The organism is Streptomyces sp. YJ-C3, from assembly GCF_053891275.1.
Window position 1 is genome coordinate 4,087,259 of sequence record NZ_CM132685.1, and the last position, 26,116, is coordinate 4,113,374.

General features: G+C 71.1%; 25 protein-coding genes. 15 read left to right on the forward strand and 10 right to left on the reverse strand.

All coding sequences use genetic code 11. The features are described from left to right. Positions 1 to 62: 62 nt before the first annotated feature. The 7 genes from ACVHNB_RS18095 to ACVHNB_RS18125 all read left to right on the forward strand — a co-directional run bounded on the left by ACVHNB_RS18095 (position 63) and on the right by ACVHNB_RS18125 (position 8,015). A complete protein-coding gene (locus tag ACVHNB_RS18095) occupies positions 63 to 959 on the forward strand; it encodes an NAD-dependent protein deacetylase (RefSeq protein WP_456228609.1) in 897 nt (298 codons plus the stop codon). Positions 960 to 1,230: 271 nt separating this feature from the next. After that, a complete protein-coding gene (locus ACVHNB_RS18100) occupies positions 1,231 to 2,526 on the forward strand; it encodes an ABC transporter substrate-binding protein (protein ID WP_428950107.1) in 1,296 nt (431 codons plus the stop codon). After that, entirely contained in the window at positions 2,526 to 3,515 is a 990-nt protein-coding gene (locus ACVHNB_RS18105; protein ID WP_428950106.1) for a carbohydrate ABC transporter permease, read from the forward strand. Before ACVHNB_RS18100 ends, ACVHNB_RS18105 begins: the two co-directional genes overlap by 1 nt. Further along, a complete protein-coding gene (locus ACVHNB_RS18110; protein ID WP_456228610.1) occupies positions 3,508 to 4,356 on the forward strand; it encodes a carbohydrate ABC transporter permease in 849 nt (282 codons plus the stop codon). Before ACVHNB_RS18105 ends, ACVHNB_RS18110 begins: the two co-directional genes overlap by 8 nt. A 6-nt stretch (positions 4,357 to 4,362) precedes the next feature. Next, complete coding sequence (locus ACVHNB_RS18115) at positions 4,363 to 5,598, forward strand: Gfo/Idh/MocA family protein (protein WP_456228611.1); 1,236 nt, start codon at positions 4,363 to 4,365, stop codon at positions 5,596 to 5,598. Between the two features lie 222 nt (positions 5,599 to 5,820). Further along, complete coding sequence (locus ACVHNB_RS18120; protein WP_428950103.1) at positions 5,821 to 6,222, forward strand: PRC-barrel domain-containing protein; 402 nt, start codon at positions 5,821 to 5,823, stop codon at positions 6,220 to 6,222. 269 nt (positions 6,223 to 6,491) lie between these two features. Beyond that, positions 6,492 to 8,015: a catalase gene (locus tag ACVHNB_RS18125; RefSeq protein WP_428950102.1), complete on the forward strand. Its 1,524-nt coding sequence runs from the start codon at positions 6,492 to 6,494 to the stop codon at positions 8,013 to 8,015. A 146-nt stretch (positions 8,016 to 8,161) separates the two neighbouring features. Here the strand turns inward: ACVHNB_RS18125 and ACVHNB_RS18130 are convergent, their stop codons facing one another. Next, the gene (locus ACVHNB_RS18130) at positions 8,162 to 8,431 is read right to left on the reverse strand and encodes a hypothetical protein (RefSeq protein ID WP_428950101.1); all 270 of its coding nucleotides are present in this window, start codon (positions 8,429 to 8,431) and stop codon (positions 8,162 to 8,164) included. 333 nt (positions 8,432 to 8,764) lie between these two features. Between ACVHNB_RS18130 and ACVHNB_RS18135 the strand changes: the two genes are divergently transcribed. Continuing rightward, the gene (locus tag ACVHNB_RS18135; RefSeq protein ID WP_428950100.1) at positions 8,765 to 9,979 is read left to right on the forward strand and encodes an MFS transporter; all 1,215 of its coding nucleotides are present in this window, start codon (positions 8,765 to 8,767) and stop codon (positions 9,977 to 9,979) included. A gap of 32 nt (positions 9,980 to 10,011) precedes the next feature. Here the strand turns inward: ACVHNB_RS18135 and ACVHNB_RS18140 are convergent, their stop codons facing one another. Continuing rightward, positions 10,012 to 11,013 (reverse strand): phosphotransferase family protein, encoded by a 1,002-nt coding sequence (locus ACVHNB_RS18140; RefSeq protein ID WP_456228905.1) that lies wholly within the window; start codon positions 11,011 to 11,013, stop codon positions 10,012 to 10,014. Between the two features lie 199 nt (positions 11,014 to 11,212). Between ACVHNB_RS18140 and ACVHNB_RS18145 the strand changes: the two genes are divergently transcribed. Together ACVHNB_RS18145 and ACVHNB_RS18150 are read left to right on the forward strand one after the other, a co-directional pair. Then, entirely contained in the window at positions 11,213 to 11,974 is a 762-nt protein-coding gene (locus ACVHNB_RS18145) for a class I SAM-dependent methyltransferase (protein ID WP_456228612.1), read from the forward strand. A gap of 185 nt (positions 11,975 to 12,159) precedes the next feature. Beyond that, a complete protein-coding gene (locus ACVHNB_RS18150) occupies positions 12,160 to 12,711 on the forward strand; it encodes a hypothetical protein (RefSeq protein WP_428950098.1) in 552 nt (183 codons plus the stop codon). 113 nt (positions 12,712 to 12,824) lie between these two features. Here ACVHNB_RS18150 and ACVHNB_RS18155 read toward each other — a convergent pair whose 3' ends face one another. Then, the gene (locus ACVHNB_RS18155; RefSeq protein WP_456228613.1) at positions 12,825 to 13,961 is read right to left on the reverse strand and encodes an LCP family protein; all 1,137 of its coding nucleotides are present in this window, start codon (positions 13,959 to 13,961) and stop codon (positions 12,825 to 12,827) included. A 28-nt stretch (positions 13,962 to 13,989) separates the two neighbouring features. After that, complete coding sequence (locus tag ACVHNB_RS18160; protein WP_456228614.1) at positions 13,990 to 14,496, reverse strand: transglycosylase SLT domain-containing protein; 507 nt, start codon at positions 14,494 to 14,496, stop codon at positions 13,990 to 13,992. Positions 14,497 to 15,079: 583 nt separating this feature from the next. Between ACVHNB_RS18160 and ACVHNB_RS18165 the strand changes: the two genes are divergently transcribed. Then, positions 15,080 to 16,510, forward strand: a complete 1,431-nt coding sequence (locus ACVHNB_RS18165; protein WP_428950095.1) for an MFS transporter — start codon at positions 15,080 to 15,082, stop codon at positions 16,508 to 16,510. Beyond that, positions 16,507 to 17,079 carry a TetR/AcrR family transcriptional regulator gene (locus ACVHNB_RS18170; protein ID WP_428950094.1) on the forward strand — a complete coding sequence of 191 codons (573 nt, stop codon included), beginning with the start codon at positions 16,507 to 16,509 and terminating at the stop codon, positions 17,077 to 17,079. The genes ACVHNB_RS18165 and ACVHNB_RS18170 overlap by 4 nt, the downstream gene beginning before the upstream one ends. Before the next feature lie 49 nt (positions 17,080 to 17,128). Here ACVHNB_RS18170 and ACVHNB_RS18175 read toward each other — a convergent pair whose 3' ends face one another. After that, positions 17,129 to 18,166 carry an aminoglycoside phosphotransferase/kinase family protein gene (locus tag ACVHNB_RS18175; protein WP_428950093.1) on the reverse strand — a complete coding sequence of 346 codons (1,038 nt, stop codon included), beginning with the start codon at positions 18,164 to 18,166 and terminating at the stop codon, positions 17,129 to 17,131. Between the two features lie 63 nt (positions 18,167 to 18,229). Next, a complete protein-coding gene (locus ACVHNB_RS18180) occupies positions 18,230 to 19,468 on the reverse strand; it encodes an MFS transporter (protein WP_456228615.1) in 1,239 nt (412 codons plus the stop codon). 100 nt (positions 19,469 to 19,568) lie between these two features. Here ACVHNB_RS18180 and ACVHNB_RS18185 point away from each other — a divergent pair, with 100 nt between their 5' ends. Then, entirely contained in the window at positions 19,569 to 20,033 is a 465-nt protein-coding gene (locus ACVHNB_RS18185) for a winged helix-turn-helix transcriptional regulator (RefSeq protein ID WP_428950091.1), read from the forward strand. 181 nt (positions 20,034 to 20,214) lie between these two features. On the opposite strand, the gene ACVHNB_RS18190 is transcribed toward ACVHNB_RS18185, so the two are convergent. Together ACVHNB_RS18190 and ACVHNB_RS18195 are read right to left on the reverse strand one after the other, a co-directional pair. Continuing rightward, a complete protein-coding gene (locus tag ACVHNB_RS18190) occupies positions 20,215 to 20,559 on the reverse strand; it encodes a hypothetical protein (RefSeq protein ID WP_456228616.1) in 345 nt (114 codons plus the stop codon). Between the two features lie 175 nt (positions 20,560 to 20,734). Beyond that, complete coding sequence (locus ACVHNB_RS18195; protein ID WP_456228617.1) at positions 20,735 to 21,634, reverse strand: SDR family oxidoreductase; 900 nt, start codon at positions 21,632 to 21,634, stop codon at positions 20,735 to 20,737. Between the two features lie 78 nt (positions 21,635 to 21,712). On the opposite strand from ACVHNB_RS18195, the gene ACVHNB_RS18200 reads away from it, so the two are divergent. Beyond that, on the forward strand, positions 21,713 to 22,300 hold the full coding sequence (locus tag ACVHNB_RS18200) for a TetR/AcrR family transcriptional regulator (RefSeq protein ID WP_428950088.1): 588 nt from the start codon (positions 21,713 to 21,715) through the stop codon (positions 22,298 to 22,300). Between the two features lie 243 nt (positions 22,301 to 22,543). Here ACVHNB_RS18200 and ACVHNB_RS18205 read toward each other — a convergent pair whose 3' ends face one another. Then, positions 22,544 to 24,169, reverse strand: coding sequence for an MFS transporter (locus tag ACVHNB_RS18205; protein WP_456228618.1), 1,626 nt, complete (start codon positions 24,167 to 24,169; stop codon positions 22,544 to 22,546). 122 nt (positions 24,170 to 24,291) lie between these two features. Beyond that, positions 24,292 to 25,305: an NAD(P)/FAD-dependent oxidoreductase gene (locus ACVHNB_RS18210; protein WP_428950086.1), complete on the reverse strand. Its 1,014-nt coding sequence runs from the start codon at positions 25,303 to 25,305 to the stop codon at positions 24,292 to 24,294. Positions 25,306 to 25,398: 93 nt separating this feature from the next. Here ACVHNB_RS18210 and ACVHNB_RS18215 point away from each other — a divergent pair, with 93 nt between their 5' ends. After that, entirely contained in the window at positions 25,399 to 26,007 is a 609-nt protein-coding gene (locus tag ACVHNB_RS18215; RefSeq protein ID WP_428950085.1) for a helix-turn-helix domain-containing protein, read from the forward strand. Positions 26,008 to 26,116: the final 109 nt, after the last annotated feature.

The window sequence follows — 26,116 nt, forward strand, 5'->3', positions numbered from 1 at the left end:
GTCCCGTCCCCGTCGTCCCGACCGCAGGCGCCGGGCCCGCTGTGCCTCGTAAGCTGGCAACCATGCGGACGCGACCCACGCTGACCTGGGAACCCACGGGCGACCTGCCGCCGGCCTCGACCGACCTGGGCCTCGTCGTCGAGGCCGTGCGCGCGGGCGGGGTCGCCGTGCTGAGCGGCGCGGGGCTCTCCACCGAGTCGGGCATCCCCGACTACCGCGGCGAGCACGGCTCCCTGCGCCGACGGCACGTCCCGATGACCTTCCAGGAGTTCGTCGGCGGCGAGGACGCGCGACAGCGCTACTGGGCGCGCAGCCAGCTGGGGTGGCGGGCGATGACCCGCGCCCGGCCGAACGCCGGGCACCGGGCCGTCGCCACGCTGGCCGGAGCCGGGCTCGTCACGGGCGTGATCACGCAGAACGTGGACGGGCTGCAGCAGTCCGCCGGGGTGCGGGACGTCATCGAGCTCCACGGCAGCCTGAGCCGCGTGATCTGCCTCGACTGCGGTCGCGGCAGCACCCGCTCGGAGCTCGACCGCCGGCTGCGGGAGGCCAACCCGGGGTTCGAGGCCGCCGCAGGGCGACACCGTGCGGCGCGGGTCAATCCGGACGGAGACGTGGAGCTGCCCGAGGAGGCGGTCCGCGCGTTCCAGGTGGTGCCGTGCGCGGACTGCGGTACGGGCGTGCTCAAGCCCGACGTCGTCTTCTTCGGCGAGAACGTGCCGCCCGAGCGGGTGGCGGCGTGCCACCGCCTCGTCGACGAGGCCACCACCCTCCTGGTGCTCGGCTCGTCCCTGACCGTGATGTCCGGGCTCCGCTTCGTGCGCCGGGCGACGCAGTCCGGCACCCCGGTCCTGATCGTCAACCAGGGCCCCACCCGCGGCGACCGCTGGGCCGCGCGCCGGATCGAACTGCCCCTCGGCGAGGCGCTGTCCGCCGTCGCGGCGCAGGTGTGCGCCTGACGTCCGAGCGCGTGACGCGACGACGCTCTTCTCCTGACAAAGACTGATCTGCACCGCTGTGGCCCTCCGCCCCGGTGCCGCGTCCGGCTGTCCCGCGACAGGGCTCTCATGCGCAAAGTTGATTCAAACAGCCATTGACCCGTCAACTTCGAGCAAATAGCGTCGGGGTACTCCGGTTGTGGGGCCACGCCCCCGAACGACCGCCGACGGCTGCACGCCTTCTCCCGGGTGGGGAAGGGCGCTGCCCTCACCCCCTCCAGGAAGGCCCCGCGTGCGCAGACGTTCCCTCCTCTCGGCGGCTGCCGCGACCACGCTCGCGACGGCCCCCCTCGCCTCCGGCTGCAGTTCCTCCGCGTCCTCGTCGGCCTCCTCCGGCGGCTCCCGGCGCGGCCACCTCACCTACGGCGTCTGGGACGTCTACCAGGTGCCCGCGATGCAGCGGGCGGCGCGGGAGTTCGAGCGCACCCGGCCCGGGGTCACAGTCGACGTCCAGCTCACCCCCAACGGGACGTACTGGACGAAGCTGCGCACCGCCTGCACCGGCGGCGCGGCCCCGGACGTCTTCTGGATGAACGGCCCGAACTTCGGCCTCTACGCGGACGCGGGACAGCTCCTGCCCCTGGAGACCGACGGGCCCGACGCCGTAGTGCGGCCCGACGACTTCCCGCCGGACCTGATGTCGCTCTACCGCTGGAAGGGCACCCAGTACGGCGCCCCGAAGGACTTCGACACCGTCGCCCTCTGGTTCAACAAGGAGATCTTCGACCGGGCCAAGGTCGACTACCCGGACGACAGCTGGACCTGGCAGGACCTGATCTCCACCGCCCAGCGGCTCACCGACCGCAGGCGCGGGATCTACGGTGTCGGCGCCCCGGTCCGCCCGCAGGAGAACTACTACAACTCGATACCCCAGGCGGGCGGTTGGGTCATCTCCGCGGACAAGGCGCGCTCCGGCTACTCCGACGAGCACACCAGGGAGGGACTGCAGCTGTGGGTCGACCTGATCCACCGCTACCGCGCCTCGCCCACGCTCCAGCAGATGACCGACACCGACCCCACCCAGATGTTCCAGTCCGGGACGCTGGCCATGACCTACGAAGCGTCCTACAACGCGGCGACGTTCTACCGCGACCCCGAACTGCGGGCCAAGGTCGACGTCGCGCCGATGCCCAAGGGCCGCCGCCGCGCCACCGTCCTGCACGGCCTGGCGAACGTCGTCTACGCCCGGACGCCGCACCCCGAACTGGCCCGGGAATTCGTCCGGTTCCTCGGCGGGGAGCAGGCCTCCCGACTCCAGGGCAAGTACGGCACCGCCATCCCCGCGCGCAACGGCACCGCCGAGCCCTGGGCCGCCGGAATGCCGCGCTTCGACCTCCAGGTGCACCTGGACGCGCTCGACTACGCGGTGCCCTTCCCCAGCTCCGCCAACAGCGCGGCCTGGCAGCACAAGGAACAGATGTGGCTCGCCAAGGCATGGAGCGGTGACGACAGCCTCAAGGGCGCCACCGGCTCCCTGACCGACGCGATGAACCAGCTGCTCGCGCAGGAGAGAAAGGGCCGGTCCTGATGAGCCTCGATGTGCGTACGGACACCGCCGTACCGGCACCGCGCACCGCGCCGAAAGCCGTGGACCAGCGGGAGCTGCGCCGACGTGAGCGCCGCTTCGAGAACCGGGACAAGTGGTGGGGCTACGCCCTGATCGCCCCGGCCGGACTGGGCCTCGCGGTGTTCTACCTGTGGCCCGTCGTGCAGACGCTGTACTACAGCTTCACCGAATGGGGCGCCTTCGGCGGCACCACCTGGATCGGCCTGTCCAACTACCGCACGCTCGTGGGCGACCCGGAGTTCTGGCAGTCGCTGGCCAACACCGGCATCTACACCGGCCTCGTACTGCTCGGGATCCCGCTGTCGATGGCCCTCGCCGTGCTCCTCAACATCAAGGGACTGCGCGGCACCGGCGTCTACCGCACGCTCTACTTCCTGCCCGTGGTCACGATGCCCGCCGCCGTCGCGGTGGTCTGGCGCTGGCTCTACAACGGCGACGCCGGCATCCTCAACCACGCGCTGTCCACGATCGGGATCGACGGCACCTACTGGGTGTCCGACCCGCACACCATCCGCTTCGCCGTCGCGATCGTCGGCGTGTGGATGACCGTCGGCTACAACATGATCCTGCTGCTCGCCGGACTCCAGAGCATCCCCGGCGACTACTACGAGGCGGCGGCGCTCGACGGCGCGGGACGCGTCCGGCAGTTCTTCTCCGTGACCCTGCCGCTGCTGAGCCCCACCCTGTTCTTCACCACCGTGCTCTCGGTGATCCAGTCCCTCCAGGTCTTCGACCTGGTGTACCTGATCATCGGTGCCAATACGACGAACTCGCTCCAGAACCCCGCCTACGGCGAGGGCCAGACCGTCGTGATGCTCTTCTTCCAGAAGGCGTTCTTCGACAACCAGCGCGGCTACGGCGCCGCGATCGTCTGTGTGCTGTTCGTCCTGATCATGGCGATGACCGCCGTCCAGTTCCGGTTGCAGAAGAGGTGGGTCCACTATGCGTGAGTCGACGCGGAGCACCCGCCGCAGCCGCGAGGGCCGGCTGTGGCCCGCTCACCTCCTCCTCTCGCTGGGCGCGGTCGTCACCGTCTTCCCGCTGGTGTGGGAGCTGTTGACCTCCTTCAAGAGCTTCGGCGAGTCCGTCCAGGTGCCGCCGACGATCCTGCCCGCCCACTGGGACTGGTCGAACTACGCGAAGGTCTTCGACGGGGTGCCGTTCGGGCAGCAGTTCCTCAACACCGTCGTGATGGCGCTGCTGCGCACCGCGGCCCAGCTGCTGCTGTGCTCGATGGCTGCCTACGCCTTCGCCCGCATCCGCTTCCCCGGGCGCGGAGTCATCTTCCTCGGATTCCTCGCCGTGCTGATGGTGCCGGGCCAGCTCTTCCTGCTGCCCCAGTACCAGATCATGCAGGACCTGGGCTGGCTCGACTCCATGCAGGCGCTGGTGGTGCCCGGCATGTTCTCCGCCTTCGGCACGTTCCTGCTGCGCCAGTTCTTCATGGGCCTGCCCGAGGAACTGGAGGAGGCGGCGCGCCTCGACGGGGCCAACCCGTTCACCGTCTTCTGGCGGATCGCCCTGCCGCTGGCCCGCCCGGGCCTCCTCGCGCTGGGCATCCTCACGTTCCTCTGGTCGTGGAACGACCTGATGTGGCCGCTGATCGTCAACACCGACCCGGCCAAGATGCCGCTGTCGGCCGGTCTGGCCGCCCTCCAGGGCGCCCACCTGACCGAGTACCCGGTGCTGATGGCCGGGTCCCTCCTCGCGACCCTCCCGGTGATCGTGGTGTTCGTCGCCATGCAACGCCAGTTCATCCAGGGCATCGCTTTCTCCGGCATGAAGGGCTGAGCACGCGTGACCGACACCTCCCACGTCTCCACCGCACCGGCGGGCAGCAGCGCACCCACACGTGACCTGCGCCTCGGCGTCATCGGGCTCGGCCTGCGCGCCACCCTCGCGCAGGAGGCCCACCGCCCCGGCGAGGGGTCCGTGGTGGTGGCCGCCGCCGACACGTCACCCGGCATGTTCGGCAGGGCCCGCACCTGGTTCGGCGACGACGTCCACGTCTATCCCGGCCACCGGGAGATGCTGGCCGCGGAGGACCTGGACGCCGTCTTCGTCATCACCCCCGACCACACCCACGAAGCGCTCGCCGTCGACCTGCTGGCGGCCGGGGTCGCCGTCTTCGTGGAGAAGCCGCTGGCCATCACCACCGAAGGATGCGACCGCGTCCTGGAGGCCGCGCGAACCGGCGGAGCCCGCCTGTACGTCGGCCACAACATGCGGCACATGCCGGTGGTCCGGGTGATGCGCGACCTCATCAGGCGCGGCGAGATCGGCGAGGTCAAGGCCGTGTGGTGCCGGCACTTCGTCGGCCACGGCGGCGACTTCTACTTCAAGGACTGGCACGCGGACCGCCGCAACACCACCGGCCTTCTCCTGCAGAAGGGCGCCCACGACCTGGACGTCATCCACTGGCTGGCCGGCGCGTACACCGAGCGGGTCAGCGCGCTCGGCGGACTCACCGTCTACGGCGACATCGCCGACCGCTCGGGGCAGGCCCCCGGCGCGGTGATGCCCGACTGGTACGACCCCGAGAACAACTGGCCGCCCCTGTCCCACACCGGTCTCAACCCCGTCGTCGACGTGGAGGACCTCTCGATGATGGTCATGCGCCTCGAGGGCGGCGTGCACGCCAGCTACCAGCAGTGCCACTACACGCCCGACTACTGGCGCAACTACACGGTCATCGGCACCGAGGGGCGGCTGGAGAACTTCGGTGACCACGGGGAGACCGCCGAGGTCCGGGTGTGGAAGCGGCGCAGCGGATACCGGGCCGACGCCGACCTCGTCGTCCCGATGCCGGAGCCCGGCGACGGCGGGCACGGCGGCTCCGACCCGCTGCTGGTGGCGGAGTTCCTGCGCTTCGTGAGCACGGGCGGGGCGACGGACACCAGCCCGGTCGCGGCCCGTGAGGCCGTCGCCGCGGGCGTCGCCGCCACGGAGTCGCTGCGCGCCGACGGCCGTCCCGTCACGGTGCGACGGGTCGCCCCGGATCTGGCGGAGTGGTTCGCGAACGGCCAGCGGTGAACGCCCCCTGAAATTGGCGAAAAGCCCGCCCAGGTGCAAAGCAACTGGTCAACGGACCGGCGGAGCAATCCGGTTCTCGATCGTTCTCCGAATGACAGCAAAGTCCGGTCCGGTCCGTTTAGAGGCCGGTCGCTCGGTTAGTCGGGGGGTGTCGCCGGACAGGACGCACGGTGCAGCCCTGCACCGCCTGACCGAAAGCGACTGATGTACGGAGGTACCACCATGACCGAGAACATCTGGAGTTACCCGGCCAGTGCTGGTCACACTCCGAATGCCGATCTGACCGGGTACAAGGTCGAGGCGACGGACGGGCAGATCGGGAAGGTGGACAAGCACTCCAACGACGTAGGTTCGCAGTACATCGTCGTGGACACCGGCGTGTGGATATTCGGCAAGGAGGTGCTGCTGCCCGCCGGCACGATCACGGCCATCGACTCCGAAGCGAAGACGATCCAGGTGTCGCGCACCAAGAACGAGATCAAGAGCGCTCCGGAGTTCGACAAGGAAAAGCACCTGGGCGACGCCGGCTATCACGACGAGCTGGGCTCGTACTACGGCCGCGCTCCTGGCGCCCCCGGCACTCCGGGCGCAGGGCCGACGACTCCTGGCCGCCCCACGGTCTGACGACCGGCCCGGTTCCGGGCAGGTCAGGGGCGGGCCGCGCCGTGCGGCCCGCCCACGCGGCTGTGCGGCCCGCTCCGGCCGGAACGCGGAGCGGGCCCTCCTGCCGACAAATGGCCGTGTCGGAGAAGAAGCCGCAGGATGGATCTAACGTCGGTACGCCCCCGTGCCCGCCGAACCGGAGACGGGCCCTTTGAAGCGGCGCTCCGAAGCTGCGAACCCGGACCTTCGCGGCGCAGAGAACATCACCCATTGAAAGGCGTGCGTAGCCCATGAGTGACGTCACAGGCAAAGCGACCACCACGGATGCCGGAGTCCCGGTGGAAAGCGATGAACACTCGCTCACCGTTGGCGCCGGCGGGCCCATCCTCCTGCAGGACTCCTATCTGATCGAGCAGATGGCGCAGTTCAACCGGGAGCGGATTCCCGAGCGACAGCCGCACGCGAAGGGAAGCGGCGCTTTCGGTCACTTCGAGGTCACCGGAGACGTCACTCCCTATACAAAGGCCGCCCTTTTCCAGCCGGGCACCCGCACCGAACTCGTGACACGGTTCTCCACCGTCGCGGGAGAGCGGGGGAGCCCGGACACCTGGCGTGACCCGCGCGGATTCGCGGTGAAGTTCTACACCACCGAGGGCAACTACGACATGGTGGGGAACAACACCCCGGTCTTCTTCATCAAGGACCCGATGAAGTTCCAGCATTTCATCCGGTCCCAGAAGCGCCGTGCGGACAGCAACCTCCGCGACCACGACATGCAGTGGGACTTCTGGACCCTGTCGCCCGAGTCCGCCCACCAGGTCACCTGGCTGATGGGCGACCGGGGTATCCCGCGCACCTGGCGCCACATGAACGGCTACACCTCGCACACCTACATGTGGATCAATGCGCGGGGCGAGCGGTTCTGGGTCAAGTACCACTTCAAGACCGACCAGGGCATCGAGTACTTCACCCAGGACGAGGGTGACCAGATGTGCGCGGCCGACACGGACTACCACACCCGGGATCTCTTCGAGCACATCCGCGACGGGGACCACCCGAGCTGGACGCTGTACGTGCAGGTCATGCCGTACGAGGATGCCGCCGGGTACCGCTTCAACCCGTTCGACCTGACCAAGGTGTGGCCGCACGCCGACTACCCGCTGGTCGAGGTCGGCAAGATGACGCTGGACCGCAACCCCACGGACAACCACGCCGAGATCGAGCAGGCGGCGTTCCAGCCGAACAACCTGGTCCCGGGCATCGGGCCCAGCCCCGACCGGATGCTCCTGGGACGGCTGTTCTCGTACGCCGACGCCCACCGGCACCGGATCGGGGGCAACTACCAGCAGCTGCCGGTCAACGCCCCCGTCGCGCCCGTGCACACGTACTCCAAAGACGGCGCCATGGCCTACCGCAAGACCGAGGACCCGGTGTACGCGCCGAACTCCAAGGGCGGTCCGGCAGCCGACACGGAGCGCTACGGCACCCCGCCGAGCTGGTCCGCGGACGGTGAGATCACCCGAGCCGCGTACGTCGACCACGCCGAGGACGACGACTGGGGCCAGGCGGGCACCATGGTGCGTGAGGTGCTCGACGACGCCGCACGCGACCGCCTCGTGGACAACGTCGTCGGCCACCTGCTCAACGGGGTGAGCGAACCGGTGCTGGTCAGGGCCTTCGCCTACTGGTCGAACATCGACAAGTCCCTCGGTGAACGCATCGAGCAGGGGGTCCGTGCCAAGGCGGACGAGAAGGACCCCAAGGCCGCGGAGCAGGCCAATCCGGCGCGCGGCAGCATGCAGGACAAGGCCTGATCCACCCGCGCGAACCGTCTGCCGCTGCCCGTCGGGGCAGCGGCAGACGGCTGCCCCGACGCGAGCGGATGCGCCGCCTGACCGAGGACGCGCAGGGCGAGCACGATCTGCTCCTCCTCCTGCTCCTGCACGGCGGCGTCCCCTGCTCACCCATGGGGAGTGAGCCGGACGAGAATCGGCCCCATCCCGTCGATCCAGTCCTCTCCCGCCTCGACGGCCGCCTGTCCCTCCCCGAGAATGCGGAGCTGGAGGGGCTCGAGCCACCTGCGGCACCAGCGGGCCCGCACGTCGTCGTCGATGTCCGCCGTGCAGACCTCGTTGACGCCCGCGCCCAGAGCACGGGCCGCTGTGCGGAAGTCGCTGCCGACCCATTCCCCCGCACCATCGGTGACCAGCGCCCACGACATTTTGAACATGTACCGACACTATCGATGGACCGGTTCCGGTTGACGCCGGAGGTGCCGGACGGGCGGTGGTGCCACCGGCGGCCCGGATCCTCTTCGGGCCGGCGGGGAGGCGGAGGGTGCGTTCCGGGGCCCGGGTGACCGAGGTCACCAAAAGCGCGGCGCGATCTTGGAATGTGAGTGCCTCTTGCGCTGCTGCACCCTTGTGGGTTTGCCTCTTCAAGAGGTGATGCCGGGCAATGAGGCCCGGTGCGACGGACCGCCGGGTCGGAGACCTTCCCGGTCCCGCCCGCCGTACCCCGCGCCCCGCTCATGGACCGCTGTCTTCGAAAGGTCTCCTGCACCATGCCGCTGGCCCTACTGGCCCTGGCTGTTGTCGCGTTCGGCATCGGCACGACCGAGTTCGCCACGATGGGGCTGCTGCCCCAGATCGCCGACGGCGTCGACGTGTCCGTGCCGCACGCCGGCAACCTCGTCTCGGCGTACGCGCTCGGTGTCGTCGTCGGCGCCCCGGTGCTGACCGGCATCGGAGCGCGCGTACCGCACAAGCGGCTGCTGCTGCTTCTCTCCGGACTGTTCGTCGTCGGCAACGTCGCGTCCGCGCTCGCGCCCAACTTCGGCCTGCTCTTCGCCGCACGTTTCCTGGCCGGCCTGCCGCACGGAGCGCTCTTCGGCGTGGGAGCCGTCGTGGCCTCCAAGCTGGTCGCCCCCGACCGTGCCGCCCGCGCCGTGTCGAAGATGTTCCTCGGGCTCACGGTGGCGAACATCGTAGGCGTGCCGGCCGGCACGGCCCTCGGGCAGCACCTCGGCTGGCGGTCCGCCTACTGGGCGGTCGCGGTCATCGGCGTCGCCGCCCTGGTCGCCTTGGCTCTCTTCGTGCCCCACCAGCCGCGCGGCACACAGTCCGGCATCCGGCACGAGCTGCGCGCGATGGGCAACAAGCAGGTCGTGATCGGCCTGGCCACGGCCGTGGTCGGATTCGGCGGCTTCTTCGCCGTCTACAGCTACCTGGTGCCCATGCTGACCCACGTCACGGGCATCTCCGACTCCTCGACCACACTGGTCCTCGCGCTCTACGGCGTCGGCATGACGCTCGGCACGCTGATCGCGGGCCCGCTCACCGACCGCGCCCTGCGACCGACGCTGTACGCGGGGCTCGCCCTCCTCGCCGCCGCGCTCGTGACGTTCTACTTCGCCGTCCACAGCACGGTGCCCGCGCTGGTGACGATCACCTTCATCGGCGCGATGGGCTCCCTCATCACCACGCCCGTGCAGATGCTGCTCATGGCCAAGGCGGAGAACGCCCCGACGATGGCGGCGGCCTCCAACCACTCCGCCTTCAACCTCGCCAACGCGGGCGGTGCCTGGCTCGGCGGCCTGGCCATCTCGGCGGGCTGGGGCTGGACCTCGCCCAACCTGGTCGGGGCGGCCCTTGCCCTGGCCGGCCTCGGCCTCGCCTTCACGGGAGGCCTCATGGACCGGGGCACCCGACGCTCCCAGGTGGTCACCTCGTCCTCGGAGCACTCCCCGCAGGCCGACCAGATCACGACGGGGCAGTGAGCCCCACGGCAGTGTGACGACGGGCTCCTGGGTCAGCTCGTCGTGGCCGAGGAGATCGCGGCGAGGGACGCCGCCAGTTCCTTTCCGGCGTGGTTCCAGGTCCAGGTCCGGTGCGCGGCGGTGTACCGGCGGGGCACGGTCTCGACGAGCATGATCAGGTACAGGTAGCTGCGGTAGAGCTGATAGCGCAGGCGGACGGTGTCAGTGAAGTCCGCCCGGCCGCCCGCCGCCGTGTATCCGGCCAGGAAGTCCTCGTCGTGCTCGATGTCGTCGAACAGGGCGAGGGACACGAAGTCGGCCACCGGGTCGCCGAAGAACATCCGCTCGCCGTCGATGACACCGCCGATGGTCCGGCCGCCCGGCGCGCCGTCGAGCAGCAGATTGCCCTGCCAGAGGTCGAAGTGGACGAGCGCGGGCACGGTGACCTCGTCCAGGACGTCCGCGGCCGAGGCGAGAATCCGGCGGACCGTGGCCACCGGGTGCGGCAGCGCGGCGTGAAAGTGCGCGGCGTCGTCGAGAACGGCGTCGGTCATCTCGATGAACGCCTCGCGCCAGCTGCCCGGGCGCGATCCGAACGGCCGGGCGGGATAACCGAACCCGGGTCCGGTCAAGGCATGCAGCCGGGCCACGTGCCCGCCCAACTCGCCGCGTAGCCGGGCTTGTTCACGTGGTTCCGGTCCGGGGTCGGCCTCGTGCCAGGGCGCCCCGGGGCACTCGGTCATCACGAGCCCGGTGACGTCCGGCGGGTCTCCGGCCGACTCCACGTGCACCACGCGCGGCACCGGCACCTCCGCGGCCCGGGCCGCGGCACCGTAGAACACGCTCTCCCCGCGCAACAGGTCATGTTCGTAGGCGAGTGCGGATCCGTCCGCGCCGGACGGCGGCACCTTCACGACCCAGCGCCGCCCGTCGCGCAGGACGACCCTGACCACGGTGTTGTATGTGCCTCCGGTCAGCGGCAGGCACTCCTGGACGTCCTGGGGTGCGACGGAGGCGGCGGCCAGGGCGCGGACCACCGGCGGGCGCAGGGGCAGACTCACATGTGCTCCTTGGCGAGTGCGAGTGCCCGGGGTACGACAGCGGGCGGGGCAGGACTCCTTGGCGGGGAAGTCGCGGATCGGTGCCGTGGCGCAGGTCGACGCCGTCGTCACGCCCGGCACAGTAACCGAACGCCGTCCCGGGCAGCGCTGAACGTGCCTTGCACCGGCGTCACGCCTCGGGCAGCGTGATGTCATGAGTGCTGCGGATCCGGCGCCGAGGCAACCGCGCCTGGGTGATGCCTTCGGCTCGATTCTGGCCCGCTGCTGGGCGGCGGGCGCCGTCCCCTACTCCTCGGTCGAGGTCGTCGAACGGGACGACGGGCTGATCAGTGCCAACGACCCCGCCCGCTACTTCGCCGCTCCCGAGGCCTGGTCGGATCTGGAGCGCTGGGCCTGGGAGCAGGCCACGGGTCGCATCCTCGACGTCGGCTGCGGCGGCGGCCGGCACGCGGCGCCCTGGGCCAGGAAGGGCCTGGACGTGCTGGGCCTCGACTCCTCGCCCGGCGTGGTGGGCATCATGCGGGAGCGCGGACTGACGGCGCAGCTCGGCAGCCTGCCACAACTCCCGGACGGGCTGGGCACCTTCGAGACCATCGCGCTGTTCGGCAACAACCTCGGCCTCCTCGGCGGCCCCGACCGGGCGCCCGCCGTACTCCGCGCGCTCGCCGAGGTGGCGCGCCCGGGCACCCGGATCCTGGGCACGGCACACGATCCGTCCGGCGGCGAGAGCGTCTCCCACCATGCCGCGTACTTCGCCTGGAATCGCGAACGCGGCCGCAGCCCCGGCCAGTTGAGGATCCGCGTGCGGGACGGCGTGATCGCCACGCCGTGGTTCGACTACTGGCTCGCTACACCGGACGAGCTCGCGACGGCGGTGGCCGACACCCCGTGGACACTCGAGACGATCGAACGCGCCAGCGCCGGCTCAGGATTAGTGGTGTGCCTGCGCCGCTGAGCGGAGGGGGTTCCTTCGCCTGCTCCGGGCTCCGGACCCTTCCCATGGCCATGGGATCGCCAACGTGACTGCGCGGCAGAGCCCTTGACCTCACCCTCCGGGGAACCGCTGCACCACCGTGTCTTCCGGGCTCTGGATCCGGCAAAGCGGCGGCGACGCGCCCACGGTCGCGGTAGAAGAAGCGCATGGACCTGAACTCGCCGGCCGCTGTGGCGCTCATAGCCGCAGCCGTCTCCGTGGCCGGAACACTCCTCACCGTCCGGGCCACAGTGCGGACCAACCACAATGCTGCAGTTCAGGCGCAGTTCCAAGAGATCATCAAGAAGCGTGTCGAGTACTACCCGAAGCTCTGGAAGATCCACATCCACTACGAGACCAACTGGACCCTCTCGGCCCGGCCCAAGACCCGGGAATGGGCAGAGCAATATGTGCAGGCGCTCAACGAGTTCAACCTCGACGGCGGCGTCTTCTTCTCGCAGCCCGTGTACATGAAATTCTTCGAACTGCGCCGCTACCTGTACCAGGCCATAGAGGCCACCCCGCCCGGAGCCGAAGTGCCCTCCGAGCTCACCCGAAGAATCCAGGAAGCGGTGTACGGCGGCCCCGGCTATGAACCCGGCTTGTCCACCTACGCGAAGGACGACCTCGGCAGCTACCAGACCGCGTCCCTGGCCCATGGCGCGCAGCGCGAGACTCGCCGCCGTTTCCTCACACTGCGCCCTGTGCGCCGCAGTTGATCGCAGAGGCGAACTTGTGCCGAGCGGCGGGGGCATTGTCACCGAGGTCCGTTCCGCACCAGCCAGGCCGTGCACGTCCCCTGGACAACCGCGCGCTCGTGGGCACAGTCGGGCTATGAACCCGCCGACACCGGAGAGTCGGTCCGGTCCGCCACCGAACCCTGGGTCGCGGTCTTCGGGATGGGGCGGTCCTCGCGCAGGGCCGTCCAGACCCGGTGCGACGCCTTGTGAAGCGGCAGGACCCGGCCCGAGTCCTGGGCGTCGTAGGTGACCGGCAGCGTGACCATGTGGGTGCGGTCGGGGCTGATGCCCTTCAACTCCTTGGCCAGACCGAGGAGTTTGTCCGTGGAGGCCAGGCCGGAGTCCGCGCTGATCGTCTTGGTCGCCGTGTCGGCCAGACCGTAGGCCTTGGCCGGGCTGCCGAGCGGATCGACGGTTTCGGCGCGGTGGATCAGGGCCTTGATGAACGCCTGCTGGAGCTGGATGCGACCCAGGTCGCTCCCGTCGCCCACGCCGTGCCGGGTGCGGACGAGCTCCAGTGCCTGCTTGCCCTTGAGCGTGTGCTTGCCGGCGGTCAGGGACAGGCCGCTGTTCTGGTCGTTGATGGCCCGGTGGGTGGTGATGTCCACACCGCCGAGTTCGTCGATGAGCTTCTGGAAGCCCTTGAAGTCGACCTCGAGATAGTGGTCCATGCGGACGCCCGACATCTTCTCGACCGTCTTGACGGTGCAGGCCGGTCCGCCCACTTGGTAGGACGAGTTGAACATGGCCTGCCGCGCGCCGGGCGCGGAGCCGCCGTGCGTCTGTGCGCACGCGGGCCGCTGGACCATCGTGTCGCGCGGGATGCTGACGACCGAGGCCTTCTTGTGGGTCTTGTCGACGTGCAGGACCATCGCCGTGTCGGCGCGGGCGCCGAGAACGCCCTGGCCGTACTGGCCGTGGGTGCCGGCCCGGGAGTCGGACCCGAGCAGGAGGATGTTCATCGATCCGTTCCGCTGCTCGCTCGGGCGGTCGTGCCCGAGGACGGCGTTCACGTTCGTGCCCTGGATGTTGCCGTTGAGGTGCTGCCAGGCGTAGGCCACGCCTCCGCTGCCGGCCAGGACCAGTCCCAGGGCGCCCCAGGCGGTGTACCGCAGGGCCTTCTTCCGCGGCCTGCGCCGGGCGCGGCGGACCCGTGCGGGCCCATAGGGGGGCACCGCCGAGCCGTCGGCCGGGTGCGCCTGACGGTCGTCTCCGCTCTCGTGCGGCATGCGCTGCCCTTCGTCGTGGATCGGTGGTTCAGTACGCCGAGTCGACGTTGTCGATGGAGCCGTACTTGTCGGCGGCGTAGTTGGCGGCCGCGGTGATGTTGGCGACCGGGTCCGTCACGCTGTTCGCGGTGCCGGACACGTGGTAGGCGTCGAACGTCGGCTGGATGACCTGGAGCAGGCCCTTCGACGGGGTGCCGTTGATCGCGTTGATGTCGGTGTTGTTCTGGGCGTTCGGGTTGCCGGAGGACTCACGCATGATGTTGCGGTGCAGTCCCTCGTAGGTACCGGGGATCCCCTTGGCCTTCATGATGTCGAGGGACTCGCGGATCCAGCCGTCGAGGTTGTCGGCGTACGACTTCCCGGTCGCGGCCTGCGTCGCCTTGGTGCTCGCCGCGGCGGGCTCGGCGGCCTGGGCGGGGGAGGGGACCAGCGTGAGGGCCGCGGCCGCGGCACCGGCGGTTGCTATCCCGGCGACGGACATCTTGCGGAGTCGGGTGGCGCGAGCGGTGCTGGTCAGGGTCTTCGTGATGGTCATGCGGGGGTGACTCTCCCATGCGGTGGTGCGTGCTGGTCGGCCGGTGGAAGCGGGCGGGTCGCCCGATGTGTCCGGCTCGAAGAACGTTCATCAGGGTTAGCGGCGCGGGGAGGGCGGCGCAAAGATGTGACGTACTACCGCGGTACGCAGAAGGGCCCGCACGGCGCCGGCGCAAGCGGCTCACAGGCCGCGGCGGGGGCGCACCGGCCCTACTACCGTCGTTCGCATGTGACGTGGCTCCTATGGGTGGGCTCACTGTCACCGCCGAGTTACCGACGGGTTCGGGACACCCCAAGGACCATCGCCGTCGTGCGACGGCAGCGCTCGAGCCGAGGCCCCGCACGGCGTGACATCCATCACCGGGCGACGTCCGAGGGGCAGCGCCAGTCGGTATATATGGGGTGGAAACGCCCGAAGAGCCACTGCCGGCCGCAGCGGGGCCATGGGGGTGCGCCGCGTCGGCTGTCATCATGCGATGACATCGCCTGATGACAAGAACGGGAAAACCTTGAGCCCCTCGGAACCGGGAACCGCGACCACCCCTGCCGCACCGGCATCAGCACTCCGCCACCCACGGGCCCTCGTGCCCGTCCTTGTCTCGCTCGGCATGCTCGTCGCCGTCGTCAGCAGCCTCGGCGCACCCCTCATCCCGACCATCGCGGCCGAGGACCACGTCGCCGTGTCCAGCGCGCAGTGGGCGCTGACGGTGACGATGCTGGTCGGCGCCATCGCCACCCCGGTCATGGGGCGCCTGGGCGACGGCCCGCAGCGCAAGCGGGTGATCCTCACCGGCCTCGCCGTCGTCCTGGCCGGCAGTCTCCTGGCGGCCCTGCCCCTCGGATTCGTCTGCCTTCTGGTGGGGCGGGCGCTGCAGGGCGTCGGCATGGGACTCGTACCGCTCGCCATCGCCACCGCCCGCGACGCGCTGCCCCCGGAGAAGGCGCGATCGGCGGTGGCGACCCTGTCCCTGACCACCGCCGCGGGCATCGGACTCGGCTATCCGATCACCGGCCTGTTCTCCGAGTACCTCGGTATGTACGCCGGATTCTGGTTCGCGGCCGTCACGGCCGCCGCCGCGCTCACCGCCACCGTGCTCGTCGTGCCCGCGGCGCCGCACCGCCCCACCGTCCCGATGGACTACCCCGGAGTGCTCCTGCTGGCAGGCGGCATGGCCGCCCTGCTGATGGCACTGGCCGAGGGGGAGCGGTGGGGCTGGGGGTCCGTGCCGCTGCTCGCGCTGGCGGTCGCGGCCGTCGTCCTTCTCGCCGGCTGGGTCCTGCACTCGCTGCACAGCACGCACCCCCTGGTGCGGGTACGGCTCGTCAAGGACCGCGGCGTGCTCGTCGCCAACCTGACCACGATGGTCGGCGGCGTCGGCACCTACCTGCTGATCGCTCTCGTCACCCGCTACGTCCAGACGCCCCGGTCGGCGGGGTACGGCTTCTCCGCGTCCATCGTCGTCACCGGACTGCTGCTCGTCCCGTTCTCCGCCGCCAGCCTGGTCACCGGCCGACTGGTACGGATCATGGGCCGCGCGGCGACGCCCGGCCGGATGCTGCCGCTGGGCTGCCTGCTCTCGCTCGGCGCCCTGGTCTGCTTCCTCCTCGCCCGCTCCAGCCTGTGGGGCATCGGCGCGATGATGGCGCTCGCCGGGCTCGGCGTGGGCGTGACGTTCGCCGTCACCCCCGGCCTGATAGTCGGCGGGGTGCCCGCGCAGGAGACGGGCAGCGCGATGAGTTTCAATCAGGTCGTGAAGTACATCGGATACTCGACCGGCAGCGCCCTGAGCGCGGTCATCCTGCAGGCCGCCACCGCTCCCGGTGCGCAACTGCCGTCCAACGACGGTTATCGCACCGCGGGCCTCGTCGGCTGCGCCGCCTTCGTGATCACCGGCGTCCTCGCGGTCGCTCTGACCCGGCCGGGCGCGCGGCCGAGCCCGTCCCTCGTCGCGGCGGGCCAGACCGTGCCCGCGGTGGCGGGTGACCAGGCGCCCTCCGTGCCGGGCCGCCCGTGAGCGGGGCGACGCCGGGCCCGCGCCGGAACTCCGCCCGCAGCCGTGAGGCTCTGTTGCGGGCGGCGACCGACCTCTTCTCCGAGCGCGGATACGACCGCACCACCATCCGGGAGATCGGCGAGCGGGCCGGGGTGGACCCGGCCCTGATCGCGCGCTACTTCGGCAGCAAGCCGCTGTTGTACGTGGAGGTGCTGCGCGCCGAGCACGGCGACACCGTGCCGGACGACCTGCTGACCGAGCCCCGTCTGCGGGAGGTCGCCGAACGCGCGGAGCGGCGCGGACCGGTGCCGCTGCTGCGGGTCGCGGTCCAGCCGCTGAGCGACGGCGCCGCCCAGGAGGCCACGCGCGCGACGCTGCGGGACCGCCTCGTGGACCCTCTGCGCGCACGCTTCGTCAAGGAGGGCAGGGACCGGCCCGGGCTGCGGGCCGACGTCCTCGTGGCGGCGGTCGCCGGAGTGCTGCTCGCCCGCCACTCCGGGGCGTTCGACGACCTGGCCGATGCGGATGTGGACGAGGTCGTCGACGTACTCCTGGAGACGCTCGGCGGCGAGGGACCGGCCGAGGGCTGACGACTGCCGGTTCTCGGTGGCCGGCTGTCCGGCCGGCGGCCAAGGCCGGTCATACGGTGTGCGGGCGCCGCGACGGGACGGGTGCGAGCGAGGGCCAGCGGACGAGCATCTGGCGGCGCAGGTCCGTGCCGAGCCTGTTCAGTCCGCTCAGGTCGGCACGGCCGGCGGTCATCCGGCCGACGACCGCGAGCCGGTGGACGAGCCGTTGCCGGGCGCTCGCGGTGCCCCACTCCCAGTCCTGGTCCGGGATCCGGGCCAGATGATCGACCGTTCCGCGGTGGGCCCTCTCGACCAGCGCGTCACCGCGCAGCAGCCAGCCCGCGCAGGCGTCGGTGAGATCGTCGTCGAGTGGAGTGCCGGTCGCCGTGTGCCATGTCGTGCGGTACGCCGTCTCCGCCCGGTCCGGCAGTGCGGCGGAAGCCGCGGTGACGCACCAGCACGTCGGGAAGCCGATGCGCAGGTAGGCGAGCTCCACCAGGCCACTGCCCCACGAGGCCTGTTCGAAGTCGATGAACCTGACCCCGTCCGCGGTGTGCAGGTCATTGCCGGGACACGGGTCCCCGTGGAGCAGGGCGTGCCCCGGTGCCCGGCCGAGCCGTTCCACGAGGTCGGCGAGTTCGCCCGGCACGCCGGGCGCGACGGGCACCTCGAGCGCCTCGGCCAGCCGGAGGAAGGACGCGATGTCCGCCTCGCCGGGGCCCGCCCAGCGGGGGAGTGCCTCCATGTCCTCCGGGCGGGCGGTGGCATGGAGTCGGGCCAGCGCCGTCGCGTAGCCGACGATCCAGTCCGCGGAGGGGCGTTCGTGGTGGAGATGTTCCAGTACCAGCACGCGCCGGCCGGGATCGGTGGCCAGCAGTGCGGGCACCACGGGCGGCTCGGCCCGGGCGGCGACGCGCAGTGCGGTCACCTCGCGGCCGTACCGCTCCTCGGCGTCCGGGCCGTCGACGATGTGCTTCACCACCGCCGGTGTCCCGGCCAGCTCAACACGCCACACACGTGAGCGAGGGCTGCTGTCCAGCCGCCTGGCCCGGCCGACGGATCCCAGCTCGGCCCGTAGCGCGTCCCCGAACGGCAGTCGTGACCACATGAAGTCATCCTGCCAGGCGAGTGAACAGCAGGGCAGCGGAAGGCGACTGCGTCTGATGAGGCATCAACGCGCCGTTGAACGCGGGCCCCGGGGCGTCGCCCACAGCAGCAGGGCCGCGCAGCTGAACCCCGCGCCCAGGGCGCAGACTCCCGTCCACCCGGCCGCCGCGTACATCGTGGACGAGCCGATGGCACCGAGGGCGCTGCCGGCCGAGTAGAACACCATGTACCCGCCGATGATCCTGCTTCCCGCGTCCGGGAGGACGGCGTAGATGAGCGACTGATTGGTGACGTGCACGGCCTGGACGGCGAAATCCAGGAGGACCGCGCCGACGGCCAGGGCCCAGAGCGACTGCCGGGTGAGGGCCAGCGGGAGCCACGACACGGCGAGCAGGACCAGCGCTGTGCCCGTGGTCCGCTGGGCGAGACCGCGGTCGTTCCGCCGGCCGGCGGCTCCCGCGGCCGCGGCTCCGGCCGCTCCGGCGAGGCCGAACGCGCCGACCGCCGTGTGCGTCAGCGACCAGGGAGGGCTGCTGAGCGGCTGGACCACGCTGCTCCACAGCGTGCTGAACGCGGCGAAGACCAGCAGCGCCAGCAGGCCGCGGACCCGGAGCAACGGGTGACGGGCGAACAGGCCGACGGTCGATGACAGCAACCGCCGGTACGGCAACGTGACCGTGCGTGGCGGATCGGCCGGCAGCGCGCGGCGCAGGAGCACGGCGAGCGCCGCGGTCAGCGCAGCCGCCAGGAGATAGACGGCGCGCCACCCTGCGACGTCGGCCACCACGCCCGCCACCGTGCGGGCCAGCAGAATGCCGGTGATCACCCCGCTGGTGACCGCTCCGACGACCCGCCCCCGGAAGGCCGGAGCGGTGAGGTGCGCCGCCGCGGCGACCATGGTCTGGGCGACGACGGCCAGTGCTCCGACCGCCGCCAGAGAGATGAGCAGGGCGGCGACTGCGGGTGCCAGACCCGCGATCAGCAGTGCGACGGCGAGCAGGCCGAGCTGGAGCGTGATCAGCCTGCGCCTGTTCACGAGGTCGCCGAGCGGGACGAGCAGGAACAGGCCCGCGGCGTAACCGAGTTGGGTGACCGTGACGATGGCGCCGAGCAGGCCGGAACCGAGCCCGAACTGCTCGCCGAGCGTGACCAGCAGGGGCTGGGCGAAGTAGACGTTGGCCACCGCGCTGCCGCAGGCGACGGCGAAGAGCAGGACGAGCCGCGTGGAGGGCCGCCCGGACGGATCGGGTGCGGTGTTCACGGCCGCCTGCTGCCCATCGGCCGTTGTGCAGTCGCTCGGCATACGGCACCCCCTTCATCATGGTTGCAACTTGCTACCTGCTGGACCTTAGATGCGGGCGGTAGCATGTTGCAACCAGCTGTGGTGTGAAGGAGGAAGCGCGATGGTCGCCCGCACTCGGTTCGACGCCGAACCGTGCCCCGTTGCCCGGTCGATCGATGCCATCGGCGACTGGTGGTCCCTGCTCATCGTGCGCGACGCGTTCGACGGCAGCCGCCGCTTCGGGCAGTTCCACCGAAGCCTGGGCATTGCCAAGAACATCCTCACCAGCCGGCTGCGCACCCTGGAGGAGACCGGAGTCATGAAGACCGTGCCCGCCTCCGACGGCAGCCGCTACCAGGAGTACGTACTCACGGAGAAGGGGCGCGCCCTCTTCCCCGTCATCGTGGCGCTGCGCCAGTGGGGCGAAGCGCGGTGCTTCGACCCGGGGGAGGCGCACTCGCGGCTCCTCGACCGCCGGAACGGGGAACCGCTGAGTCCGCTGGAGATCCGCTCCGCCGACGGGCGGCCTGTCGGCCCGGACGAGACCGTCGTCGAAAAGGTCGGCGCCGAGGACGGCGACAGCTGACCGCGGCCTCGGTGCCTGGCCAAGAGAGCCTTCGTGACCCAGCAGCGCCACTTCCGGGGCGTTCTCGCGATGGCCAGCTCGATTTCGTCGCCCAGTAGTGGGATCGCGCAGACTGGAAGCGCTGGACGAACTCCGTTCCGCCTGGAAGTAGTTGCTGGCCTGAGCGCGCCCGCGAGGAGCGTCACACCTGGGCGAGGTATCCGGGCAGCCCCAGCGCGATGATCCCGACCAGGAACACGGTGGCGGCCACCTTGAGCCGGCCTCGCCGACTGAGCTCCGTCGCCGCCAGACACACGGCACAGGCGGCGCCCATCAGCACCGCCGTCGTACCGGCGCCCCTCTGTGCCTGCTGCACCGCGCCGACCAGCACGCCTGCCGACATGGCGGCGCTCACGAGCATGTAGCCCTGACGGCGACGTTCCTGTTCGGAGTCGCCGGAGGGTGTTCCGCTGTCGTTCCGGGGGAGTTCCACGGGGTGGATGTCGGTTCCGCGGAAGCTGCTGTTCCCGCGCTGGGGGTTCGTCACTCCGGGCGCACTAGCTAGTCGACCATCGCGTCGCGGCCCCCGCGCGCCATGAACGGCAGTGCGACGGGTGGTACGGGGTGCGCTCGCCGAGTTCGCGGTGCGAGGCCGTGAGGTAGCCGGAGCTGATCAGCAGGCGGGCGCCCCCCCGGGAGCCTCGTCCGCTCCCTCGGGCCGCTCAGCGGGACGGGGAGTCGCCGAAGTAGTGGCCCTTCTCCAGGTCCTCCAGCAGCCCGGGCCCCGCCGGTCGCCAGTCCAGCAGTTCGCGGGTCAGCGTGCTGGAGGCCGGCTGGTCGATGGAGAGGACCGAGCCGAGGAAGCCGAAGTCCTCGGCGGGGCGGGAGGCCGTCGGCAGGCCGAGGTGTCGGCCGATGACTTCGGCGATGTCGCCGATCGCCACGCCTTCGTCGCCGGTCGCGTGCAGCATCGACCCCGCCGGGGCCTGCTCCACGGCCAGTCGGAACAGCCGTCCGGCGTCCGTGACGTGCACCGCGGGCCAGCGGTTGGAACCGTCGCCCACGTAACCGGCCGACCCCTTCTCCCGGGCGTCGGCGATCAGCCAGGAGACGAATCCCTGGTCTCCCTCGCCGTGCACGGTCCGGGGCAGACCCACGACGGAGGAGCGGACGCCGCGCGAGGCCAGGTCGAGCACGGCGCGAGCGGTCGCGGCCCGGCCCGCCATGGGGGAGCCGGGCGGGAACTCGGGGCGGTCCTGCTCGGTCGCCACCTTGCCCGGCATCGCGGGTGTGCCGGAAGCGATGACCAACGGCTTGCCGGTGCCTTCCAGCGCGGCGCCGAAGGCCTCGACGGCGCGCGCGTCGGCCCGCACGGAGTCGTCGAACCGGGTGAAGTCGTGGCCGAAGGCGAGGTGGATCACCCCGTCGCAGTCGGCGGCGCCGGCGCGCAGGGTGTCCAGGTCGTCGAGGTCGCCGCGCAGGACCTCGGCGCCCGTGGCGGCGACGGCCTCGGCCGAGGAGTCGGACCTGGCCAGCCCGAGGACCTGGTGTCCGGCCCCGATGAGCTCGGGTACGACGGTCGAGCCGATCCAGCCGGACGCGCCCGTGACGAATACACGCATGGAATCCTCCTTGATGTCAGGAACTGTCATCAGCGTAGCACGGTGATGACAGGGACTGTCATGGCGTAGGATCCCGCCATGGGTAGATGGGAGCCGAACGCGCGAGGTCGGCTGGCGGAAGCGGCGCTGAAGCTCTACGCGGAGCAAGGTTTCGAGCGGACCACGGTCGCCGAGATCGCCGAGGCGACGGGGCTGACCGAGCGGACCTTCTTCCGGCACTTCGCCGACAAACGCGAAGTGCTGTTCTACGGCACCGAGATGGCGCTGGACCTGCTCACGCGCACCATCGCCGAGGCGCCGCCCTCGGCGCTCCCGATGGACGCGGTGACCGCGGCGCTCGACGCCTTCAGTGCCTTCTTCCAGGAGGACCCCGCGCGCGTCCGGAGCCGCCACGCCCTCGTCAGCGCCAGTACCGAGCTGCGCGAGCGCGAGCTGGTCAAGCTCGATGCCTTCGCCGCGGGGATGGCGGGCGCCCTGCGCGAACGCGGCACCCCGCAGCCGGCCGCCGACCTGGCCGCCGAGGCCGGCCTCGCCGCATTCAAAGTCGCCTACGGACGCTGGGTCGTCGCCGAGCCCGGCGCGAAGGACGAGCAGGATCTGCCTGGGCTCCTGCGCACGACCCTCGCGGAACTGCAGGAGATCCTCGCGCACCGCGCGCCGGCCTAGCCACGGTGGGCCCGAACTGTGCCGGGCCCCTCGTCGACGCCAGCCATTGCTTCGCTCCGCCGCCCAGGCGCGATGCCCGCGGACGCGTGCCCAACTGGGGGCCCGTCGGGTCATCGCCGTACGGGACGGACTGCCGCTGTCCGAGGCGCTGGCCCACCGGGACCCTCCGCCCTCCCGCGACAGGCTGATCAGTCACGATCACTCAACCGACCGACGGCCGGCGGCCTTCACGGAGCTCCGGTCTCACAGCGCGGTCGGTGTCGCCTCGGCCGGTTCCGTCGCCTCGGCCGGTTCCGTCGCGGCCGTCGGCGTGCGGTGCGGACGTTGCGGCCCACGGGTCAGGACATACAGGAGTAGGGCGGCCATGACGGCGACGCCCACCCACATGGCGTGCTGCCAGCCCTCGACGAAGGACTGCTGCGCGGCGCGGATCAGGGCCTGGGCGTGGGGCCCGGCCTGATGCGCGGCGTCGAGGGCGTTGGCGACGCCTTCGCGCGCGGTGTCGGCGGTGCCCTCGGGGGCACCGTGCAGCTTGTCGTCGATGGAACTGCGGTAGCCGGCGGACACGAGCGCCCCGAGCAGGGCGACACCGAGCGCGGTGCCGAACTCGCGCGTCACGTCGTTGAGGGCGGACGCGACTCCCTGGCGCTCGCGGGAGAGAGCGCCGGTGATGGCCTCGGTGGAGGGTGTCATCGACAGGCCCATGCCGATGCCCATGGCGAGCATGCCGGGCAGGACGGACAGATAGCCGCCGTCCACGGACACCGTGACGGCCAGGAGACTTAGCCCGGCGCCGGCCAGCAGGATGCCGAGGGCCATCGTCGCGCGCGGACCCGTCCGCGCGGCCAGCTTCGGGGCCAGACCGGAACTCATCATCATCAGTACGGCCATGGGCATCAGTGCCAGAGTGGACAGCAGCCCCGACCAGCCGAGCACGGCCTGGAAGAACGGGAAGAGGACCACGAAGATGCCCGCCTGCACACCGAAGACCACCAGCAGCGTGACCGACCCGCCGGCCGGCCCGCGCGCCCGGAACAGCCGCACGTCCAGCAGTGCCGCATCCCGGCGGTGCACCTCCCAGGCCACGAAGCCGACTGCGGCGACGATGCCGACGACGAGAGCACCCAGGGTCACCGGCGCGGTCCAGCCGCGCTCCGGACCCTCCTGCAGTACGAAGATGAGCCCGACCACGGCGACGACGGACGTCAGCGCGCCGACCGTGTCGTAGGAACGCCCGGACTTCTCACGGGAGTTGGGGACGGACCGGTGCGTCATGGCGAAGGCGACCACGGCGAGCGCGACCGGCAGGACGAACAGCCAGCGCCAGTCGGCCACGTCGACCAAGGCGGCGGAGAGGAACATGCCGAGGACGCCGCCGCCTCCGGCGACGCCGGTCCACACGCCGATCGCCCGGCCGCGCTCCTCCTCGGGGAAGGTGGAGGTGATGACGGCAAGCGTGACGGGCATGATCATCGCGGCCCCGACCCCGCTGAGCAGGCGTGCGGCCAGCATGACTTCGGCCGACGGCGCGAGTCCTGCCACCGCGCCGGCGACGCCGAAGACTCCGAGGCCGGCGAGCAGCATGGGCTTACGGCCGATGCGGTCACCGAGCGCACCGAGCGGCAACAGCAGCGCGGCCAGGGTGAGCGTGTAGAGATTGATGATCCACAGGATCGTGGTCTGCGAGGCGCCGAAGGTGACGGCGAGATCGGGCTGGGCGACGTTGAGCCCCGACACCGAGGCGATGACGGCCATCAACGCGACACAGACGGCGCTCAGGATCGCGCGACGCTGACGCGCGTCGGGCACGCCCTCGTCCGCATCGCCGCTCGGCACAGGGCTGACCTGGCCAGGCTTGTTCGTACTCATGGATTCCTCTCAACAGGACATGCGAATGCTGGCGCCGGAGCGACGCCGCAGCGCCGGTGGGTGACAGGAGGAGGGCGCGTCCGACCCCGCGCGCGGCAGGTCCGGGCCGGCCGCGCGGCCCGTCAGACGCGCGCGGTGTCGAACTGCGCGGCCGCGAAGGCCGCCTCGGTGTCGGCGGTGGCCAGGTCGGCATTCATGTGGGCACCGGCCAGAGCGCCGGCCGCCGCCGAGGCGCCGACCTGGGAGGTCAGGTCCGTCGCGTTGCCGGTGACCCACACGCCGGGCACCGCGGTGGTGCCTGCCGTGCCGGTGGCGAAGTGGCGTCCCGTTCCGCCGGGCAGGTCCCGCATCGGCAGGCCCAGCCCCTCGAGTCCCTCGACGCGCGCCCGCATGACGGTGGCCACGGCGATGACGCTTCGGGGGACGAGTCGTCCGTCCGCCAGGCGTACGCCCGCGACACCGCCGACCTCCGCCGCCACGACCCGGTCGACGGGGGCGTCGACGACGCGGATCCCGCGGGCGGCGAACCGAGCCCGGGTGTCCGCGTCGAGCGGGGTGCCGCGGGTGAAGTAGACGACGTCGTCGGTCAACTGGCGGAACAGCAGCGCATGGTGGACCGAGCCGGGCCCCACCGCCAGGATGCCGATGGGTTCGTCGCGCACCTCCCAGCCGTGGCAGTAGGGGCAGTGCACCACGCCGTGTCCCCAGTGCTCGGCGAGCCCGGGTACGTCCGGCAGGACGTCCCGCAGACCGGTGGCGACGAGGAGACGACGGGCGTGGAGGACGCTCCCGTCGGCCAGGGTGACGGTGAAGCGCGGATCGCCGTCGGTGGACGGATCCGCCGCGACGGCCGTGACGACCTCACCGGCGCGCACCGTGCCGCCGTAGCGGCGCACTTCTCGACGGCCCCTTGCCAGCAGCTCGGCCGGGGGAGTGCCGTCCAGCCCGAGCAGGCCGTGCACGCCTTCCGCGGGCGCGTTGCGCGGGGTGCCGCTGTCGATCACGGTGACCGAGCGGCGGGAACGGGCCAGCATCAGCGCCCCGTTCAGCCCGGCGGCGCCACCGCCGATCACCATGGCGTCAACGGTCTCGTCCGCCGGCGCGCCGGTCGCGTGTGCGGCCTTGGTCGTAGCCATGTCGTCGCCCCTTTCCTCGCGGCCCCGGTCAGGACGGGGCCGAACAAGGCCGACGTTAGGCGCGCCTTGCTGCCAAGGCATACACTCTTGCCTATGACGCAAGACAATGGTGAGCTGGACAGCCTGGTGCGCAAACGCATCCGTGCTCTGCGGGTGGCACAGGGCTGGTCCTTGGAGGAGCTGGCCACCCGGGCCAACGTCAGCCAGTCCACGCTGTCCCGGATCGAGAACGGTCAGCGGCGCCTCGCCCTGGACCAGCTCGTCACCCTCGCGCGCGCCCTGGACACGTCCCTGGACCAGCTGGTCGAGACCGCCACGGACGACGTCGTCTCCCACCCCGCCATCGACGCGGCCCACGGGCTGATGCGCTGGCCCGTCAAGGCGGACCCCGGCATGACCGTCGTACGCCAGCGCATGACCAACCCGCCGCCCGACAAGCCGTCGCGCCTGCGCGCCCACCCGGGCCGCGAATGGCTCGTCGTCCTGTCCGGCACCGCGATCCTGCTGCTGGGCAACCGGCGCTTCCGTATCGAGACCAACCAGGCCGCGGAGTTCCCCACGATGCTCCCGCACGCCATCGGCGCCGAAGGGGGGCCGTGCGAGATCCTCGGCATCTTCGACCGCGACGCCCGCCGTGGCCATCAGCGCGGAGAGGACTCCGGTCCCGACGGGCAGGGGGGCGCAGCAGCCGCCCCTCACTAGGTAGACTGACCTACCTAGTGAGGGGGAGAGTGCGTTGGCGGACACGGATACGGACACAGGTACAGAAGGCGGGGTTTCGGCGCCGCGCCCTGCGCGGGGGCGGCCCGCC